General features: G+C 72.3%; 12 protein-coding genes. 4 read left to right on the forward strand and 8 right to left on the reverse strand.

The window, feature by feature from the left end:
• Positions 1-51: 51 nt before the first annotated feature.
• The 5 genes from ACIRP2_RS01640 to ACIRP2_RS01660 form a co-directional block, all read right to left on the reverse strand.
• Positions 52-1,926 carry a BTAD domain-containing putative transcriptional regulator gene (locus tag ACIRP2_RS01640; protein WP_404245448.1) on the reverse strand — a complete coding sequence of 625 codons (1,875 nt, stop codon included), beginning with the start codon at positions 1,924-1,926 and terminating at the stop codon, positions 52-54.
• Positions 1,927-2,305: 379 nt separating this feature from the next.
• Complete coding sequence (locus ACIRP2_RS01645) at positions 2,306-5,224, reverse strand: AAA family ATPase (RefSeq protein WP_404245450.1); 2,919 nt, start codon at positions 5,222-5,224, stop codon at positions 2,306-2,308.
• Positions 5,225-5,294: 70 nt separating this feature from the next.
• On the reverse strand, positions 5,295-5,483 hold the full coding sequence (locus ACIRP2_RS01650; protein ID WP_404245452.1) for a hypothetical protein: 189 nt from the start codon (positions 5,481-5,483) through the stop codon (positions 5,295-5,297).
• A gap of 283 nt (positions 5,484-5,766) precedes the next feature.
• Entirely contained in the window at positions 5,767-8,805 is a 3,039-nt protein-coding gene (locus ACIRP2_RS01655; RefSeq protein WP_404245454.1) for a type 2 lanthipeptide synthetase LanM family protein, read from the reverse strand.
• Positions 8,806-9,115: 310 nt separating this feature from the next.
• Positions 9,116-10,222, reverse strand: coding sequence for a LacI family DNA-binding transcriptional regulator (locus ACIRP2_RS01660; protein ID WP_404245456.1), 1,107 nt, complete (start codon positions 10,220-10,222; stop codon positions 9,116-9,118).
• A gap of 138 nt (positions 10,223-10,360) precedes the next feature.
• Between ACIRP2_RS01660 and ACIRP2_RS01665 the strand changes: the two genes are divergently transcribed.
• From ACIRP2_RS01665 to ACIRP2_RS01675, 3 genes are all read left to right on the forward strand, one after another.
• The gene (locus tag ACIRP2_RS01665) at positions 10,361-11,512 is read left to right on the forward strand and encodes a Gfo/Idh/MocA family protein (protein ID WP_404245458.1); all 1,152 of its coding nucleotides are present in this window, start codon (positions 10,361-10,363) and stop codon (positions 11,510-11,512) included.
• A gap of 119 nt (positions 11,513-11,631) precedes the next feature.
• Positions 11,632-12,777, forward strand: a complete 1,146-nt coding sequence (locus ACIRP2_RS01670; RefSeq protein WP_404245460.1) for a dihydrodipicolinate synthase family protein — start codon at positions 11,632-11,634, stop codon at positions 12,775-12,777.
• Positions 12,774-13,601: a sugar phosphate isomerase/epimerase family protein gene (locus ACIRP2_RS01675; protein WP_404245462.1), complete on the forward strand. Its 828-nt coding sequence runs from the start codon at positions 12,774-12,776 to the stop codon at positions 13,599-13,601. Before ACIRP2_RS01670 ends, ACIRP2_RS01675 begins: the two co-directional genes overlap by 4 nt.
• A gap of 342 nt (positions 13,602-13,943) precedes the next feature.
• On the opposite strand, the gene ACIRP2_RS01680 is transcribed toward ACIRP2_RS01675, so the two are convergent.
• The 3 genes from ACIRP2_RS01680 to ACIRP2_RS01690 form a co-directional block, all read right to left on the reverse strand.
• A complete protein-coding gene (locus tag ACIRP2_RS01680) occupies positions 13,944-14,336 on the reverse strand; it encodes an immunity 49 family protein (protein ID WP_404245465.1) in 393 nt (130 codons plus the stop codon).
• A 169-nt stretch (positions 14,337-14,505) separates the two neighbouring features.
• Positions 14,506-14,973: a transglycosylase SLT domain-containing protein gene (locus ACIRP2_RS01685; RefSeq protein WP_404245467.1), complete on the reverse strand. Its 468-nt coding sequence runs from the start codon at positions 14,971-14,973 to the stop codon at positions 14,506-14,508.
• Between the two features lie 977 nt (positions 14,974-15,950).
• Entirely contained in the window at positions 15,951-16,457 is a 507-nt protein-coding gene (locus tag ACIRP2_RS01690) for a DUF6584 family protein (RefSeq protein WP_404245469.1), read from the reverse strand.
• Between the two features lie 545 nt (positions 16,458-17,002).
• Between ACIRP2_RS01690 and ACIRP2_RS01695 the strand changes: the two genes are divergently transcribed.
• Positions 17,003-17,515, forward strand: coding sequence for a DinB family protein (locus tag ACIRP2_RS01695; RefSeq protein ID WP_404245471.1), 513 nt, complete (start codon positions 17,003-17,005; stop codon positions 17,513-17,515).
• Positions 17,516-17,533: the final 18 nt, after the last annotated feature.

Consider the following 17,533-nt stretch of genomic DNA (forward strand, 5'->3'; position numbering starts at 1 on the left):
GTCCGGCCGACGCCGGACCGGACGGCGGTCCGGCGGGCCTGGGCCGGGCGCCTACGGGCGGTGGGCCCCCGCCGGTTCCGGAACCGGATCCGGGACGGCGTCGCGTTCGCGAGCGTACAGGCCCATCAGACGCGGCAGTTCGTACAGCACGCAGTGCGCGGTGACCTCGCCGCTGGGGGAGGACACCGCCCCGGCGTCGATCAGCGACTCCACCGCCCGCAGCGCCTGCCGTTCACCGCAGCCGAGCGCCGTCATCGCCTCCGGCAGCGTGAACGGCCCCTCGCGGACCGCGGCGGCCAGCTGGGCCAGCGCCTGCCCGCTTCCCGGCGACAGGTCCCGCCAGCCGGAGGCCAGCCGGGCGCGCACCGAGACGTCACCGGCCACCAGCTCGTCCAGCGCCCCGGCCGGATCGGCCAGCCGGTCCGCGTACTCGGCCAGCGGCAGATGGCGCAGCACCGCCAGCCGCATCCCGCTCACCCGCACCGCCAGCGGAAGCAGCCCGCAGGCGTCGGCTATGCGCAGCGCGGCGGCCCGGTCCAGCCCCACCCGCCCCGGCCCGATCAGCCGGCCCAGCAGCGCCAGTGCCTCGGCCGGGGCCAACGGCGGCAGTGCGATCCGGTGCACCGGAGCGAGCCCGGCCAGCTGACCGCGCGCGGTCAGCACGAACGAACTGCCCCCGGTTCCCGGCAACAGGGCCCGCACCGACGCCTCGTCCGGTACGTCGTCGAGCACGACCAGCGCGCGGTGCGCGGCCAGCCAGTGCCGCCAGTGCTCCGCGTCCGTCATCGGCTCCGACGGCCCCGGACCGCCGGTCAGCCGGGCCAGCTCGCCGACGACCGCCGCGGCGGGGCGCACCGTCCCCTGTTCGTCGCGGACCCGGATGTGGATCCGGCCGTCCGGGAACCGGTCCGTCAGCAGATGGGCCGCCCGCACCGCGAGAGCCGTCTTCCCGGTCCCGGCGGCTCCGGTGACCGCCACCACCCGGCCACTCTCCGCGCCCAGGACGTCCAGCAGTTCCCGCAGTTGCTCGCCCCGGCCGGTGAAATCGGACACCTCGGCGGGCAGCACCGCCCGCAGCGCGGGGACGCGCCTCGCCGGAGCCGCGCTCCCCGGCCGGTCCGCGGTGTCCCGGCCGGTCAGCATCGCACGGTGCCGGGCGGCGATGGCCGCCCCCGGCTCCAGCCCCAGCTCCCGTGCCAGCAATTGGCGGTAGTCGTCGTACACGGCGAGCGCCTCGGCCCGGCGGCCGGTCCGGTGCAGGGCGTCCATCCACGCGGCCCGGATGCGTTCGCGCGACGGATGACGTTCGGCGAGGTCCCGCAGCCCGTCCACCACGGCGGGCGCCCGCCCCAGCGCGATCTCCGTCTCGGCCCAGTCCTCGTGCACGGTCAGACACCGGGCCTCCAGCCGCTCCGCCTCCGCCGCCACCTCCGGAGAGTCGCGCAGGTCGTGCAGCGGCGGAGCCTGCCACAGGTCCAGTGCGCGGCGCAGCAGACCGGCGGCGGCGCGCGGATCGCCGTCGTCGGCGGCCCGGCGGCCGGCCGCGGCCAGCGACCGGAAGCGCAGGGTGTCCAGCTCGTCCTCGCCGACCCGCAGCAGATAGCCGCCGCAGGAGTGCACCAGCCGTTCCCCGCCACCGCCGTCCGGCCCGTCGGGACACCGTGCGCCGAGCAGCGTCCGGGTGGAACTGATGTACACCTGGAGGTTCTTGCGTGCCGTGCGGGGCGGCGCGTCGGGCCACACCGCGTCGGTGAGCACGTCCACCGGGACCGGTGTGCCCGGCCGGCTGAGCAGCATGGCCAGGACCAGCCGCTGTTTGCGCGGCCCGAGCGGCAGCGGTCGCCCGTCCAGATTCCCGGAGAGCGGGCCGAGGACCGAGAGGCTCAGCGCACCGGACGACGGGGCGCGGGTGGGGGGTCGGGTCATGGACGGGCCTCCGAAGAACCGGGGGACGGGGGTGGCGGGCTGCCGGTCGCACCCCTGGATGGTCCGCCGTCGGCAGCGGCCCCCACATCGGTGCCGGCCCCGCATGTTCCGTACCGGCACCCGACCAAATCCGCCCCGCGCCCCCATGTTGGGCCCGCGCACCCGTCACCCGTACCCGAGCAGGACACCGAGGGACCGACGGGGACACCGCGGTCCGGCCCCGGGCCGCCGCCCCCGAGCCGGCGTACCCGGTCCCGAGCCGTCGTACCCGGCCTCGAATCGCCGTGCCCGGTCCCGAGCCGCCGTACCCGGCCTCGAATCGCCGTACCCGGTCCCGAGCCGCCGTGCGCGGTCCCGGACCGCCGAACCCGGCCCCGCGTCAGTCGCGTTCGGCCGCGCACTCGGCGGAGAACTCGCAGAGTGCCGCGCGGTCCGCGCGCCCCGTCTTGTTCAGCAGACTCGCCATGTGCTTCTCCACCGTGCGCGGCGAGATCGACAGCCGCCGGGCGATCTGCTGATTGCCCGGCCGTTCCGCCAGCAGCACGAAGACCTCGTACTCGCGCGGCGTCACCCCGTTCGTCCGCAGCAGGGCCGGGATGCGGTCCCAGCCGCCCCGGTGCTGCCCGACGCTGGCCCCCGCCTGCCGTAACGCGGCCCGGCACGCGGCGGCGACCGGATGGATGCCCGCCCCGTAGAAGTACTCCTCCGACGCCCGCAGCCAGCTCACCGGTTCGCCCCACTCCTCGGCGAGCGCCGCGCCGGCGACCAGCCGCAGGCCCAGATGACGGGCGAGCGGAAAGGCGGCGGCGTCGGTGACGGCCGCCCCGACCGACCGGAGGGCCGAGTCCGCATCGCCTTCACGGCCGTGCAGGACGCCCTCGGCCAGTCGCAGGAACAGCTGGTTCCAGGCCAGGTCCGCGCCGGGGCTCTCCAGTATCGCGTCGAGCTCCGCCCGGCCGTCCCGGCCGTCCAGTATCCGCAGCAGCGGACGCAGACCGTAACGCCCGCTCAGATAGAAGAAACTGGGGTGCTCGCGCTCCCAGGCCAGCGAGGCGTCCAGGTCGGCCAGCGCGCCCTCGCGGTCCTCCTCCAGCAGTGCGGCGAAGGCACGGCAGAGCCCCAGTTGCAGCGGGACGAGCAAGGACTCCTCGCCGCCCGCCCGGCGGAACCGGACCATGGCCCGGTCCAGGTCCCGTCTTCGGCCCCGGTGCGCGGCGAGCGTCGCCGAGGCCAGCAGCAGATAGCGGTGCGCCCCCAGATTGCGGACCCGTGCGCTGGCGGCCAACGACCGCTCGATGATCTCGTGCGCCCCGTCCCACTCGCCACGCATCACGGCGTTCATGGCGAGCAGCCCGTCCACGGTCTGCGTCGGCACCAGCGCGCCCAGCGACTGGGCGGCGGTCCGGGCCGTCTCCAGCCGGGCCGGGTCGCCGGTGCGCATGAACGTGTTGGCGCCGAGCCGGACCAGCGCCTCCACCCGCCACACCGGCAGGGCGTGCTGCTCGGAGACCGCGAGCATCCGCTCCAGGCACGCGTCGGCCTCGTCGAAGCCACGCTCCCGGGAGAGCAGCGCCAGCAGCTGCCAGGCCTGGCAGGCGACCACGGGAAGGCTCCGCTCCTCCGCGACGGCGGCGGCCCGGCGCGCGGCGTCCTGCGCGCACTGCTGCTGCCCGTGTCCCGCATGACCGGGCAGCAGGGCCAGATGACCGTCCACCACGTCGAGCGCCGCCTCCAGCTCGGGGCGGATCGCCGTACCGAGCATGCTCCGCGCGGTCCGGATCTGCCCGGCCGCCTCGTCCACACGCTCCGCCATCACGGCCGCCCAGGCGATCCGGATGTGGGTCTCGCCGCGCTGCTCGGAGGCGTCGGATCGCGGTGGTACCGGGGGAAGCTCCGCGGTCAGCGCCAGGGCCGTGTCGAGCTCACCGGCCTCGGCATGGGAGATGGCGAGCGACTCCGTGATGTCCCGCAGATCGTTCTCGTGGGCGAGCGAGCGGGCCCGTTCCAGCAGGATGACGGCGGAACCGGACGCGCCCGCGTCCATCATCCGGCGGCCGACGCCGGCGAACTGGCGTGCGGCTCCGTGCCGGTCGCCCCCGGCGAGTTGCAGCGTGGCCATCAACTGCCGCTGTTCGTCACCGAGTTCGTGCTCGGCGGTGGCCAGGGAAAGGGCCGCGCGGCGTGCCGTCGCGGCCCGCTCCGCCGGTGCCAGCGAGGCCACCAGGGCCTCGGCGGTCAGCGCGTGGCGGAAGGTGTAGCGGTCGGGGTCCGCCCCGTCGGGGGCGATGATGTTCGCCTCCACGGCGGAGCGCAGATGGCTGAAGAGCGTACGGTCGTCGAACCCTGTGACGGTCTGGAGCACGGTGACCGAGAACCGGCTGCCCAGCGTGGCCGCGCACAGCAGCAGCTCGCGCACCGGTTCGTCGAACCGGTCCAGCCGCCGCGCCCAACTGCGCACCACCCCGGTCGGCACCGACGCGTCCGCGTTGGTCTGCTCCTCCCACCGGCCTCCGGCCCGGCGCAGCCGGCCGGAGTCGAGCAGATCGGCGAGCAGCACCTCGACCAGGTACGGATTGCCGCCCGACCGGCCGGCCAGCCGTTCGTGGGTGGCCTGCGGCACCTCGTCCGGGGCGGCCTCCAGACACGAGGCGGTCATCTCCCGCACGTCCGCGTCACCGAGCGGTGCCAGCTCGCGCACGGTGGCGACCTGCCGCCGTTCCGCCGAGCGCACCAGGTCGATGGCGACACCGGGCTCCGGACGCAACGTGCCCAGCAGCAGCACCGGAAGGTCCGCCACGTTGTCGATGACGTACTCCACCACCGCGATGGTCTCGGTGTCGGAGTCGTGCAGGTCCTCCAGCAGGATCACGCAGCCGCGCTCCTGGCCGAGCACCGACAGCAGCCGCAGCAGCGCCTCGGCCAGCTCGACCACTGTCTCCGGATAGCCGGGGGAGGAGCCCTGGCGCCATTCCGGCACCAGCCGGGCCAGCGCCGGACGGTACGGGTCCAGCTCCGGGTCGGTGGGCGTCCCGGCCGCCCGGAACCGCGAGGACAGCGCCTCGATCAGCGGGCGGAACGGCACCACGAGCCCGGTCGACGTGGCCCTGCCGCGCAGCACCGGCATGCCCCGCTCGTACGCCCGGTAGGCACACTCACCGGCCAGCCGGGACTTGCCGATGCCCGCGTCCCCGACGAAGAAGACCGCACGCCCCGAACGCCGCGACGCGGTGTCCAGGGCGTTGCTCAACAGGCCGGTCTCGGTGGCACGCCCGACAATCACAGACGAAGTGGCACGCATGGACGCAGGGTACTTGAGCCACTACCCAGCGGTCAGTGCGTCAAATCGCTTGATAGGAAAAGGAATTGGCTCAGACCCAGGTCATGGTGGTCCACGGCAGGCCCGAGGTGCAGTCGGTGTTGCCGTCCGTGGCGCCGAGGATTCTGCTGCGCAGGCCGAGTCTGCCGCCCGCACCCAGGGCGATCCTGCCGGCGGGGTGCTCGTCGGCGACGTCGTCGAACTCGTCGGCGCAGTAGGCGGAAGCTTCGGTGATCTGCATGGTCTGCCTCTTCTCGTGGGAGGTTGTCGTTGCGTGAGTGGTGCGATGGGGCGTGTGCAATGCGGTGGTGCGTGAGTGGTGCGATGGGGCGTGTGCAATGCGGTGGTGCGTGAGTGGTGCGATGGGGCGTGTGCGACGCGGTGGTGCGTGAGCGGTGCGGGGGTGCGGGCGACGCGCAGAGGTGCAGGGGCGGGCGGTGACATGTGAGCGGTGCGTGGGCACGGCTCCCGTTTCCGGCCTCCTTCCCGCTCCCGTTCCCGCCCGGTTTCCCTCCCGTGACCGCTCAGCCGGGCGCGACCCGCACGGCGGGTCCGGCGAGCAGCAGTACCGAAGGCACCCGGTCGGGGAATCCGGCCCGCAGCAGCCCGTGCCCGATCCCCGCGAGCCCGGTCAGCAGTCCCGGATGCGGCACCTGGCCGGGTGTCCCGCAGCGCGGCTTCGCCCGGTCGGCCGCCGCGAGCAGTGCCCCGGCCCGCTCCACCCAGCGGGTGCGGGCATGCGGCGGTTCGCTGCGGCGCAGCAGTTCGAGGACACCGAGTTCGCCGTGGCACAGGCTGTCGTCCGGCGGCGGCTCGGCCCGTGCGATGTCCGCCGCCGCCTCGCGCGCCCAGGCGGACAGCAGTGCGTCGGCCCGCGCCGCCGGGCTGTCCAGCACGGCCAGCGCCACGCCCGTCCGGCCCCGGCACCAGGAGATGTCGCAGTCCACGGCACCGGTCGCGGCCCGCAGCGCGGCGAGCCCCGCGGCACGGTACGGCTCGCCGCCGCCCGCCTCGGCGAAGCGCAGCAGCGCCCAGCCGATCCCGGCGGAACCGTCGGCGAACCCCGGTGTGCCCGGCAGCGGTGCCTCGCGCAGCAGCCCGGCGCAGCGTTCCGCCGCACGCCACACGTCGTCCCGTCCGGTGGCCCGGTACCCGGCGAGCAGACCGACCAGGCCGCCGGCCCTGCCCCCGCGCACCCCGTACTCGCCCTCGGCGATGGCCGCCGCACCGGTCAACCGCAGTGCGGGCAGCACCAGTTCACCGAGACGCGGATCGTCCAGCGTGTCCGCGACCTGGGCCAGCGCGTACGCGATCCCGCCGAGCCCGGCGAACGCGCCCGAGCCCACCGGCCCCAGATCGTCCGGCCGCGAGTGCAGCACGTCCAGCAGCCCGGCGAGGGGCGCCATCGCGTCCCGGGCAGCCGTGGCGTACCGGTCCGCCCCGGTGAGCGCGGCGAGCTGGGCGAGGAAGCACGCCGTACCGGTGTAGCCACCCGCCAGGTCGGCGGCCATCGGCCCCAGCCGCCAGTAGCGCTCGTCGAGCAGCTCCAGGCCGATCCAGTTCAGCCGGGTGGGTCCGGAGTAGGCCTGGGACACCAGCTCGTCGCCGACCGACCGGGCCGCCGCGAGCAGTTGCTCCGGCTCCGGCGCGGTCGCGGCCGTACGGATCCGGCGCGGGCCGGGACGGGGCTCATGGGCGGGCTCCCGCGAGGTCGTCACCATCGCGGCTCGGATGATCCGTTCCTGGTCCTGGCGGTCCACCATGTCCATGGCCGCGAGCTTCGCCCGGACCAGGGACAGGCCCGTCCGGGTGAGTGGGCCGGGCAGCAGCCGGCCGGTCCCGCTCCACAGATCGGTGCGTTCGGGCAGGGCCGTGAACAGCGGCACGTCGCCCGACCAGAGCTGGGCGATCTCCTCGTCCAGGAGGCCGGGCAGTGCTGCGGATCCCAGGGTGTCGGTGCCCAGCAGGGCGAGCACCTTGTGCCGTTCGGCGGCGTCCTTCATCAGGTCCGGGTGCGTGGACTCGTCCAGGAGCGAGGCGTAGATCCAGGTGGGCCGTGCCACCACCCGCACCTCGTCGTGTGCGAACCGGTCCAACGGGCCGCCGGCGCAGAGGAGTTCGACGCGGGCCTCCTTGATCGCGGTGTATCCGGCGCGGAATCCGGCGCACAGTGCGTGGGTGAAGGCGGACGGGTCGGCGGGCGCTCCGGTCAGCCGGGGCCGGTTCGCAGCACCGCTGAACCGGGCCGTCCGGCGTACCAGCCGCATCCGGTCGGTCCCCGCGTCGGCCCAGTCGATGCCGCGCACCGGGGAATCGGCCGCCTGCCCGCCGCCGATCCCGGACATGTCGAGCGCCGTCTCGTCCCCGACGAGCAGTTGCGGCAGCAGTCCCACCCGGTGCACCGAGCCGTGCAGGGCGCGGGCCGCGGGATCGTCCGAAACCGCGGTGGGCAGCGGCGGGTGGAACAGCGTCTCCACGTCGACGAGTACCGGGTACTCCCCGTCCGCGATCAGGTTCTCGTGGTGCAGGTCGGTTCCGTCCAGCGCGTGCAGCAGGGCCAGCAGCGCGCCCTGGCGCCGGTAGAAGGTCTCGACCTGACGGGCCGAGCGGCAGGGCCGTTCCGCGACGAACTCCACCCAGCCGTACGGGCCCCGGTCCAGCAGGGCGAGCGTACGGAGTCCGGGAGTGCCGGGCAGCGCGTTGAACCACTGGACCAGTTCGTTGAAGTGCCGGTGCGCGGCGAGCGGACGCGGCTTGTAGACCAGCCGGGCGCCGTCCTCGAACCGGAGCAGCATCACGGTCCGCCCGCCCCGGTGGCCGTCCCCGGCACCGGGATCGACCCCCACCAGGCGGCCGTCCCCGGCCCCTTCGCCCCGGGATTCGTGGACGCCCGGCAGCATCGGCCGGTCCGCGGCGAACCGGACCAGCATCTCGGCCAGCGCGGCGGCGGAGTCGAGCGCGGAACGTGCCAGGATCCGGGCCAGTACGGGGTACGTGGTGCAGAGCGCGGCCAGTCCGGACCGGGCGCCGGTCAGCCGCAGGAAGTCGGTGAACCGGTCCTCGGGACCGTCCCCGGCCAGCCGTCCGTCCTGCCGTGCCATGTGCAGCTCCAGGACCAGGGTCCGGGCGGCGAGCCGTGCGAGTCGCCGGGACAGGTGGCGCTCGAAGTCGTCGTGCACGGCGTCCAGATCGACATACCGGCCCAGCCCCCGCGGCAGACCGTCCCGCATCCGCCGCGCCGCGCAGGCGGTGAACGGGGCGAGGACGCGCTCGAATCCACGCAGCCCCGGCAGGTCCTCCCGGTCGCCGATCACCGCCCGCTCGGGCGCGGCGGAAATCGCGTCCAGGACGAACTCCGCCCAGTCCGGAGCGCGTTCGGGCAGCGTGTCACCGGTCAGCGCCGGCCGCCACCACGAACCATCGGCCCAGGAGGCCCCGTCCGCCGCCGGCCGCTCGGCTTCCAGCAGGCCGACCGCATCGGCCGACGAACCCGCTGCCGCGGCCGGACGTGACGCGGAAGAGAGGCCCAGCCGTTCGCCGCCGCCCGCATGAATCTCCGCCATCGCACCTCCTCGGTCCGGCGCCGGCACCACCGGTCCGCCACGCCCCATACTTCCGGCGACGCCTTCGCAGGGCATGGGGGCAACGCCCCCATCTTTCTGCCCGCGGCCCGAAAGGGAACCGGAACGGGCCCCGGCACAACCCCGGTCGGAGGTCGGAGCCGGGGCCCGAAGCGGCCGCACCCGGACGTGGCCGCGAGCCGAGCGCGCCGCATCGGACCCGGCGCCCCGCGCGCCTACCGCGCCCGAGCCGGCGCCGTCGACCCCCGCGGACCTGCTCGTGCCCGAGCCGATGCCGTCGACCCCCGCGCGCCTACCGCGCCCGCGGCGGCGCCGTCGACCCCCGCACCATCAGCTCGGCCGCGATCGTTGCGATGCCTCCCGGCGGCGGCGCCTCCTTGCCCATCGCCAGCCGCCCCGCCCGTGCACCCGCCTCGAAGAGCGGCAGCCGTACGGTGGTCAGCGCCGGGACCGCGTCCACCGAGAACGGCAGATCGTCGAATCCCGCCACCGAGACGTCCTCGGGGATGCGCAGGCCCTGGTCCCGGATCGCCGCACCGGCGCCCAGCGCCACCGTGTCGTTGGCGGCGACGACGGCCGTCACCCCGGGTTCGCGGCGCAGGAGTTCGAGGGTCCCGTCGTAGCCGGAGCGGCGGTCGTAGGGGCCGTGGACGGTGAGCCGCTCCTCGTCGTAGGCGTGCGCCGGACTCCCCTCCGTACCCGGTCCGTCGCCGACGAGCCCCGCCGCCCGCATCGCGGCCCGGTGGCCCTCCAGGCGGTGGCGGGTCGTCGTCCGCTCCAACGGGCCCGCGACATAGCCGATCCGCCGGTGGCCGAGCGAGAGCAGATGCTCGGTGAGGCGTCGCCCACCGCCCCGGTTGTCGAAGGCGAGCGAGGCCACGACCGCCTCGCTGCCCGGCAGCGGGGGCCGCCCGCACAGCACCACCCGGGTGCCCGCGTCCGCGAGCTTCGTCAGCTTGGCGGAGACCGCCGCCCGGTGCGCCGGGTCCTCCACGGCGCCGCCGGTCAGGACGACGGCGGCGGCGCGCTGGCGCTGGAGGAGAGTGAGATAGGTCAGCTCGCGCTCCGGGGAGCCGCCGGTGTTGCAGATGACGGCGAGCTTCTCGCCGCCCGCTCGGCCGGAACCGTCCCCGGGCCCGCCGATCTCGGTCTGCGCCGCCCCGGCCATGATCCCGAAGAACGGGTCGGCGATGTCGTTGACCAGGATGCCGACCAGGTCGGAGGTGGCCGCGGCCAGCGAACTCGCGGGCCCGTTGAGCACGTAGTCCAGGTCGTCCACCGCGCGCAGCACCCGTTCCCGGGTGGACTCGGCCACCGGGTAGTTGCCGTTCAGCACGCGGGAGACGGTGGCCGGGGACACCCGGGCGCGGGCCGCCACATCAGCCAGGGTGACTGTCATCGCTTTCCTCCGAGGAGTGCCGGGGTTGAGAGGAGTGAGAGAGGTTGCCGGCGCGCCCCCTCTTGTCCGGGCCGCTGTCGGCAGGCTAGCGTCATCTCCGATAGAAAGCGCTTGCTACGGGTGTATGGAGGAACTTTCGTGACACGCAGGACAGTGCGCATTGCCATGAACGGCGTCACGGGTCGCATGGGATACCGGCAGCACCTGGTGCGCTCGATCCTCGCCATCCGCGAGCAGGGCGGCCTCGACCTCGGCGACGGCGACGTGCTGTGGCCCGAGCCCGTCCTGGTCGGCCGCCGCGCGCATGCGCTGGAGGAGCTCGCCGCGCAGCACGGTCTGACCGAGTGGTCGACCGATCTCGACGCGGTTCTCGCCGACGAGACCATCGACATCTACTTCGACGCCCAGGTCACCTCGGCCCGCGTCGAGGCGATCAAGAAGGCGATCGCCGCGGGGAAGCACATCTACACCGAGAAGCCCACCGCCACGGACGTCGAGGGTGCCCTGGAGCTGGCCCGGCTGGCCCGTGACGCGGGGATCAAGCACGGCGTCGTCCAGGACAAGATCTTCCTGCCGGGCCTGCTGAAGCTGAAGCGCCTCATCGACGGCGGCTTCTTCGGAGAGATCCTCTCCGTGCGCGGCGAGTTCGGCTACTGGGTCTTCGAGGGCGACTGGCAGGAGGCCCAGCGCCCGTCCTGGAACTACCGTGCCGAGGACGGCGGCGGCATCGTCGTCGACATGTTCCCGCACTGGGAGTACGTGCTCCACGAGCTGTTCGGCCGGGTCTCCACCGTCCAGGCGCACGTCCAGACGCACATCCCGCAGCGCTGGGACGAGCGCGGCAAGCCGTACGCCGCCACCGCCGACGACGCCGCGTACGGCATCTTCCAGCTGGAGAGCGGTGCCGTCGCGCAGATCAACTCCTCCTGGACGGTCCGCGTCAACCGCGACGAACTCGTCGAGTTCCAGGTCGACGGGACGCACGGCTCCGCCGTCGCCGGACTCCGCAACTGCCGCGTCCAGCACCGCTCGGCCACCCCCAAGCCGGTCTGGAACCCGGACCTCCCGGTCACCGAGTCGTTCCGCGACCAGTGGCAGGAGATGCCCGACAACGCCGTCTTCGACAACGGCTTCAAGGCCCAGTGGGAGCTCTTCCTGCGCCACATCGCCCTCGACGAGCCGTACACCTGGGACCTGATGGCCGGTGCCCGCGGAGTGCAGCTCGCCGAACTGGGTCTGAAGTCCTCCGCCGAGGGCCGCCGCCTCGACGTGCCGGAGCTGACGCCGTGACGAGCCACCCGGCGTGCAGGGCGACGGAGCCGATCCGTTGACCGGCCACCTCGCGTACGGGACGTCGGAGGCGATCCCGTGACCATCAACCCCGCGTACGGAGCATCGGAGCCGACCCCGTGACCATCCACCTCCCGCAGGGCCCGTACGAGCCCCGCGCCACCCCGCTCGACCTCGCCCCCGACGGCGCACCGCTCGCCTCCCGTACGGTCTTCTCCGCCGCCCATGTCGTCGCCGACCCGTTCGCGGACATCAGCCCCGACTCACCGGCCGCCGTCGACTGGGACGCCACCCTCGCCTTCCGCCGCCATCTCTGGTCGCACGGTCTCGGCGTCGCCGAGGCCATGGACACCGCCCAGCGCGGCATGGGTCTGGACTGGGCGGGCGCGGCCGAACTGATCCGCCGTTCCGCCGCCGAGGCGAAGGCCGTCGGAGGCCGTATCGCCTGTGGTGTGGGCACCGACCAGCTCCCCGCCGGCCCGGTCCCGCTCGCCGAGGTGAGGGCCGCGTACGAGGAGCAGCTCGCGCTCGTCGAGGAGAGCGGCGCCCAGGCCATCCTGATGGCCTCCCGTGCGCTCGCCGCCGCGGCCAAGGGGCCCGAGGACTACCTGGAGACGTACGCGCACCTGCTGCGCCAGGCCTCCGAACCGGTCGTCCTGCACTGGCTCGGCCCGATGTTCGACCCGGCGCTGGAGGGCTACTGGGGCTCCTCGGACCTGGACGCCGCCACCGACACGTTCCTGAAGGTCATCGCCGAGCACCCGGACAAGGTCGACGGGATCAAGATCTCGCTCCTGGACGCCGAGCGCGAGATCGACGTACGCCGCCGCCTGCCCGGCGGGGTCCGCTGCTACACCGGCGACGACTTCAACTACCCCGAGCTGATCGCGGGCGACGACCGGGGCTTCAGCCACGCCCTGCTCGGCATCTTCGACCCGCTGGGTCCGCTGGCCGCCCACGCCGTACGCGTCCTGGACACCGGCGACACCCAGGGCTTCCGCGACCTCCTCGACCCGACGGTCGAACTGTCCCGCCACCTCTTCCGGGCGCCCACCCGCTTCTACAAGACGGGTGTGGTGTTCCTCGCCTGGCTCGCCGGGCACCAGGACCACTTCACCATGGTCGGCGGCCTGCAGTCCGCCCGCTCGCTGCCGCATCTGGCGAAGGCGTACGAACTCGCCGACCGACTGGGCCTGTTCCCCGATCCGGAACTGGCCGAATCCCGGATGCGCGCCCTGCTCACGGTCAACGGAGGCACCCGATGAGCGACGGCCGTCTCTCCATCAACCAGGAGACCATCAAGCAGTGGTCGCTGCCCGAGCTGGCCGAGGGCTGTGCCAAGGCGGGCATCGACAAGGTGGGCCTGTGGCGGGCCCCCGTCCAGGAGTACGGCGTGGAGAGCACGGCCGCCCTGCTCGCCGACAACGGACTGACCGTCACCAGCCTCTGCCGGGGCGGCTTCTTCACCGCCCTCGACCCGGCGGAGCGGGCCCGCGCCCTGGACGACAACCGCGCCGCGATCGACGAGGCGGCGGCCCTGTCCACCGACACCCTGGTCCTCGTCTCCGGCGGCCTCCCGGCGGGCAGCAAGGACCTGCAGGGCGCCCGCGAACGCGTCGCGGACGCCCTGGGGCAGCTCGCGCCGTACGCGGCCGAGCGTGGAGTGCGCCTCGCGATCGAACCGCTGCACCCGATGTTCGCCTCGGACCGCTGCGTCGTCTCCACGCTCTCCCAGGCCCTGGACATCGCGGAACGCTTCCCCGCCGACCAGGTGGGGGTGGTCGTCGACACGTACCACGTCTGGTGGGACGACCGGGCACCCGCCCAGATCGCCCGCGCGGGCGCGGCCGGCCGCATCCACTCCTTCCAGCTGGCCGACTGGATCACCCCGCTCCCGGCGGGCGTCCTGCTCGGCCGGGGTCAACTGGGAGACGGAGCCGTGGACTTCCGCGCCTTCCGCTCCCTGGTCGAGGACGCCGGCTTCGACGGCCCGATCGAGGTGGAGATCTTCAACGAGGGCCTCTGGGCCCGCGACGGTGCCGAAGTCCTCGCCGAGGTCGCGTCCCGCTACGCCGAACACGCCTGCTGAGAGGGCCTTTTTGTCACCAAGGTAAAGAAATCGTCAAGGCGCGCAACCGTTCGGCACCCCTCCGAGTCATATCTGTCGTCGGGCGCTTCCGGGGAGGGATCCGGGGGGATCGGGAAGCCCTGACGGAGGGGGAATCGAGGGGGGTCCGGTCTTCTGACCGGGCCCCGTTTCGTATCCCGGGCGCAGAGGCGTCGGTCACGCCCCCCGCTGGGGTCTCCGCGTCGAGCCGCAGTCGGCGGCGCCACCCCGCCCTGGCTGAGGGCAAGGCTCAGGTATCGAACTCGCCCACCCGGTTGCGCTTCAGAAGAGCCACGGGCAGGTACTCGGACTCGACTTCGATCGCTACGCGTCGAACTCGCCGCGCCAGGCGAAGTCCAGCAGGGCGTCCGGCAGATAGCCGGACTCGACCTCGATCGGAACGCCGTTGGCCTTCGCCAGGCAGGCCGCCGCCAGCGGAGCGATGGCCACGACTCCTTCGATGTTCTGGATGCGGTCTTCGTCGGCCGTCCAGTACTCCTTGTGCCGGCGCAGGGCATCGTTCAAGGCCTGGTTGAAGCCCGCAGCGTCGTTGCGCAGGTAGCGGTAGAACATCATGACCGGCGGGTACTTCAGCTTGCCCATGGTCTCGGCGTCGAGAATGCGGGTGGCCTCGGGAGCGCTCAGGTCCACGGCCCGCACCAGGTGCTGGCTGACGTCGTCACGCCGCACCCAGACCTTCCCTGTGCTGTCGGTCACCGAAAGCACAGGGCGGGCTTCCATTTCGGCGATGATGGTCTTCGGATAGGGCCTGGTGCCCTGCTCCACTGGCTGTGCAGGAAGGCGAGGGGGTCCGGCCTTATGACCGAACGCCGTTTCGCCTGGTCGGGACCGTCTCGCGAATTCCCGACGTTGCATCACACGCTGATCAGTAGGCCGAGTTGACGTTGTCGATCGAGCCGTAGCGCTGTGCTGCGTAGTTGCAGGCGGCGGTGATGTTGGCGACGGGGTCGTAGATGTTCCACGAGGTGCCGGGGACGTGATACGCCCTGAAGGTCGGGTCGATGACCTGGAGCAGACCCTTGGACGGGATGCCCTTGGCGGCGTTGGAGTCCCAGTTGTTGATGGCATTCGGGTTGCCACTCGACTCGCGCATCAGGTTGCGGTGGATCCCGTTGTAGGAGCCCGGGATGCCCTGCGCGCGCATGATTTCCAGTGACTGGTTGATCCAGGTGCTGACGCGGTCGCCGGCCTGGGTCGGGGCGGCGGCCGAGGCGGTCGGGGCGCCGGCGAGGGAACCGGCGACGAGTGCCGCTCCTGCGGCGGCCATGCCCAGCGAGATCTTCTTGGTCTGGGTCATGTGGGCGAACTTCTTGGACATCGCGGAGATCTGCATCGGAAATTACCTCTTCCGTGGGGATGCCAAGAATTGTTAAGCCAGGTTTAAGTTTCGGTCAATGACTCCACTTACTATCGGAATTCGTACAGGGAACGAGCAACTGCTTCCTGAATCGCCACAAACAGGTAATCAGACGGCCTTCTGTCCTACTAAGTCGCGTCATGGTGACGTGCATCATGTCGGCCACATCACGCGACAGAAGTGTTAAATAACCGCAAAACGGACATCACTATATGGTCTATGGCGCGCGAAAGAATCCCTTAATTAGTCCCGTGTAATGAATGAAATACGCGGCGCAGTTGGAGCGCGGTCGGGCCATGTGAAGTGACCTGAGGTAGCCCGCGGACCCCCCCCGCGCACGACCGGTATCACGCTGCGTGCGGACGGATCTTCGTGGTTCCGAACGCGGATGCGTGCAGCCGTGGGCGACGGTCGGCAGTGCGGCGGCGGACGCTGCGGCTCGCCGGGTACGGGGCAGACGGGAAGTCCGTCGCGACGGAGTCACGGCGTGACGCCGGACAAGTCGCGGCCGGGCGGGGAGGCGCGGGGAGTCCGCCATCTCGCAGGTGGTCGACGCCGGGTGGCATCCGGCCCCATTCCGGCCGGCGGCGGTCGACGTCGACGACTTTCTGCATCACCACCCGCCGCAACAAGATCGCGCACGACGCGGATCTCGTGGACGGCGACCTCAAGCAACGACGGCCCATCGCCGAGCCCGACGTCACGGATTCGATCAACTGGATCGACCGCATCGCCTTGACCGTGGCGCGCGACGCATGGGCCGGAAAAGGAGTGTCGTACCCGCCCGATACCGTCGAATCAAGTCCGACATGGTCGTCTTCGAAGGTGTGCTGGAGCGCATCACGTACGCCGACGAGGAGAACGGGTACACCGTCACCCGCCTCAACACCGAGCACGGCAGCGTCGCGGACAGGACGGTGGCGTAGCCTCGGGCGACTTCGAGGTACTCGTTGTCAGCGGAAGAGGTCGAGGAACCCGTTCACCCAGATTCCGACGAACACGATCGCCAGGAGCGCGCAGCCCATGGCAGCCAAGGACTGGCGGAACGAACCAGCCTCCGGCGCGTCACCTCGTACCTCAGCGAGCGTGTCCCAGGTGACCGGGTGGCCGAGGGCCTTGGAGGCGGCGATCCGCACGGCCGCCAACTGCTGCTCGACAAAGGGGGAGTCGGCCGCCGGTTCCTGGCCACGCCAGGCCAGGGCGCGCATCCGCCGTACGGGGTCGCTGTACCTCTTCTCGAACGCGGCGACCTCTTCCGGGAGCCTGTCCTCTTCGAGGTACGTCCAACGGCCGGCCTCGGCGGGGTCGCCGTACATCCGGTAGATGTCGGCCAGGCGTCGGCGCAGAGCCGGGGAGTGCGGGTAGGACGAGACCAGTCCGCGCAGTCGTTGGCGGGCCATGGGTACGCGTCCTGCGGCGAGGTCGGCGTCCACGCGCTCCAATGTCTCCTTCAGTGCCATGCACACATCATCGGGCTTGCCCGGCGGCGTGTGGGAATGAATTGTTCAGAGGTGCCCGGGAGGCCGGACGGTTGTTGCTCCTGTGGGTGGTCGGAAGTGCGCTCGATGCGGCCCTGGGTGGTCCGACGACGTGGGCGAGATCGTGGCCTGCTTGGATGCCGGTCATGTGCTGCTGGACGTGACGGAAGCGGGGCGGGATGTTCTCACCGGGCTTCCGCACCGCCGCTCCGCGGGGTGCTCGTCGCTGCTCACGGACGGGTCCTGGCTGTGGCGGCAGGACTTCTCGTATTCCTCGCGACGCACCATGTCGCCCTGCCCGAAACGTTCTTGGCCCACGTCCGCGACTCCGATTACCGCATGCCCGCGCTGGTGTCCGCCGACTTGGTGCCGCACTATGACGAGACCATGCCGGTCGTCGGCTGGTCATGCGCGACTCCATGGCCGTTGACGGAAGAAGTCATCCAGCCCGAGTCCCGCCGTGTGCGAGCGCGGCGGCGGCCCGGTGATCACTGCCGCTGTCAGACCCTCGTGTCAGGGTGTCGCCCATGAGCACTCCCGACCGCGCCATGCCGCCCCTGGACGCCGATGAGCGGACCTCGCTGACGAGTTGGCTGGACTTCTACCGCACCACCCTTGCCCAGAAGTGCGAGGGGCTCGACGACGAGCGGTTGCGTGAGGCATCCGTGGAGCCCTCGCCGATCAGCCTGCTCGGCCTCGTCCAGCACATGGCGGAGGTCGAGCGGAACTGGTTCCGTCGGGTCCTGGTCCAGGAGGACGCGCCGCCGATCTTCACGCCCGACGCCGACCCGTCGGCGCACGACGGTGGGTTCGACCTCGCCGAGGGGGCCGGCTACGACACGGCGCTGTCCACATGGCAGTCAGAGGTGGAGCGAGCCAGGGCGAACTGCGCCGCCCGGTCGCTCGACGACACCAGCCCGTTCATGGGCGGGCAGGTCACCCTGCGCTGGATCTACACGCACATGATCGGTGAGTACGCCCGCCACTGCGGGCACGCCGACCTCGTCCGCGAGCGCATCGACGGCCGGACGGGGGTCTGAGAGCCGGCGCCGGATCGC

Origin of the sequence: Streptomyces sp. NPDC101194, assembly GCF_044767885.1 — a bacterium.
GTDB lineage: Bacteria > Actinomycetota > Actinomycetes > Streptomycetales > Streptomycetaceae > Streptomyces.

Coding starts and splice junctions, on each gene's coding strand:
- ACIRP2_RS01645 (WP_404245450.1), bottom strand. CDS start 5,224: ATGCGTGCCACTTCGTCTGTGATTGTCGGGCGTGCCACCGAGACCGGC.
- ACIRP2_RS01660 (WP_404245456.1), bottom strand. CDS start 10,222: ATGACAGTCACCCTGGCTGATGTGGCGGCCCGCGCCCGGGTGTCCCCG.
- ACIRP2_RS01690 (WP_404245469.1), bottom strand. CDS start 16,457: ATGGCACTGAAGGAGACATTGGAGCGCGTGGACGCCGACCTCGCCGCA.
- ACIRP2_RS01655 (WP_404245454.1), bottom strand. CDS start 8,805: ATGGCGGAGATTCATGCGGGCGGCGGCGAACGGCTGGGCCTCTCTTCC.
- ACIRP2_RS01650 (WP_404245452.1), bottom strand. CDS start 5,483: ATGCAGATCACCGAAGCTTCCGCCTACTGCGCCGACGAGTTCGACGAC.
- ACIRP2_RS01685 (WP_404245467.1), bottom strand. CDS start 14,973: ATGCAGATCTCCGCGATGTCCAAGAAGTTCGCCCACATGACCCAGACC.
- ACIRP2_RS01695 (WP_404245471.1), top strand. CDS start 17,003: ATGAGCACTCCCGACCGCGCCATGCCGCCCCTGGACGCCGATGAGCGG.
- ACIRP2_RS01640 (WP_404245448.1), bottom strand. CDS start 1,926: ATGACCCGACCCCCCACCCGCGCCCCGTCGTCCGGTGCGCTGAGCCTC.
- ACIRP2_RS01675 (WP_404245462.1), top strand. CDS start 12,774: ATGAGCGACGGCCGTCTCTCCATCAACCAGGAGACCATCAAGCAGTGG.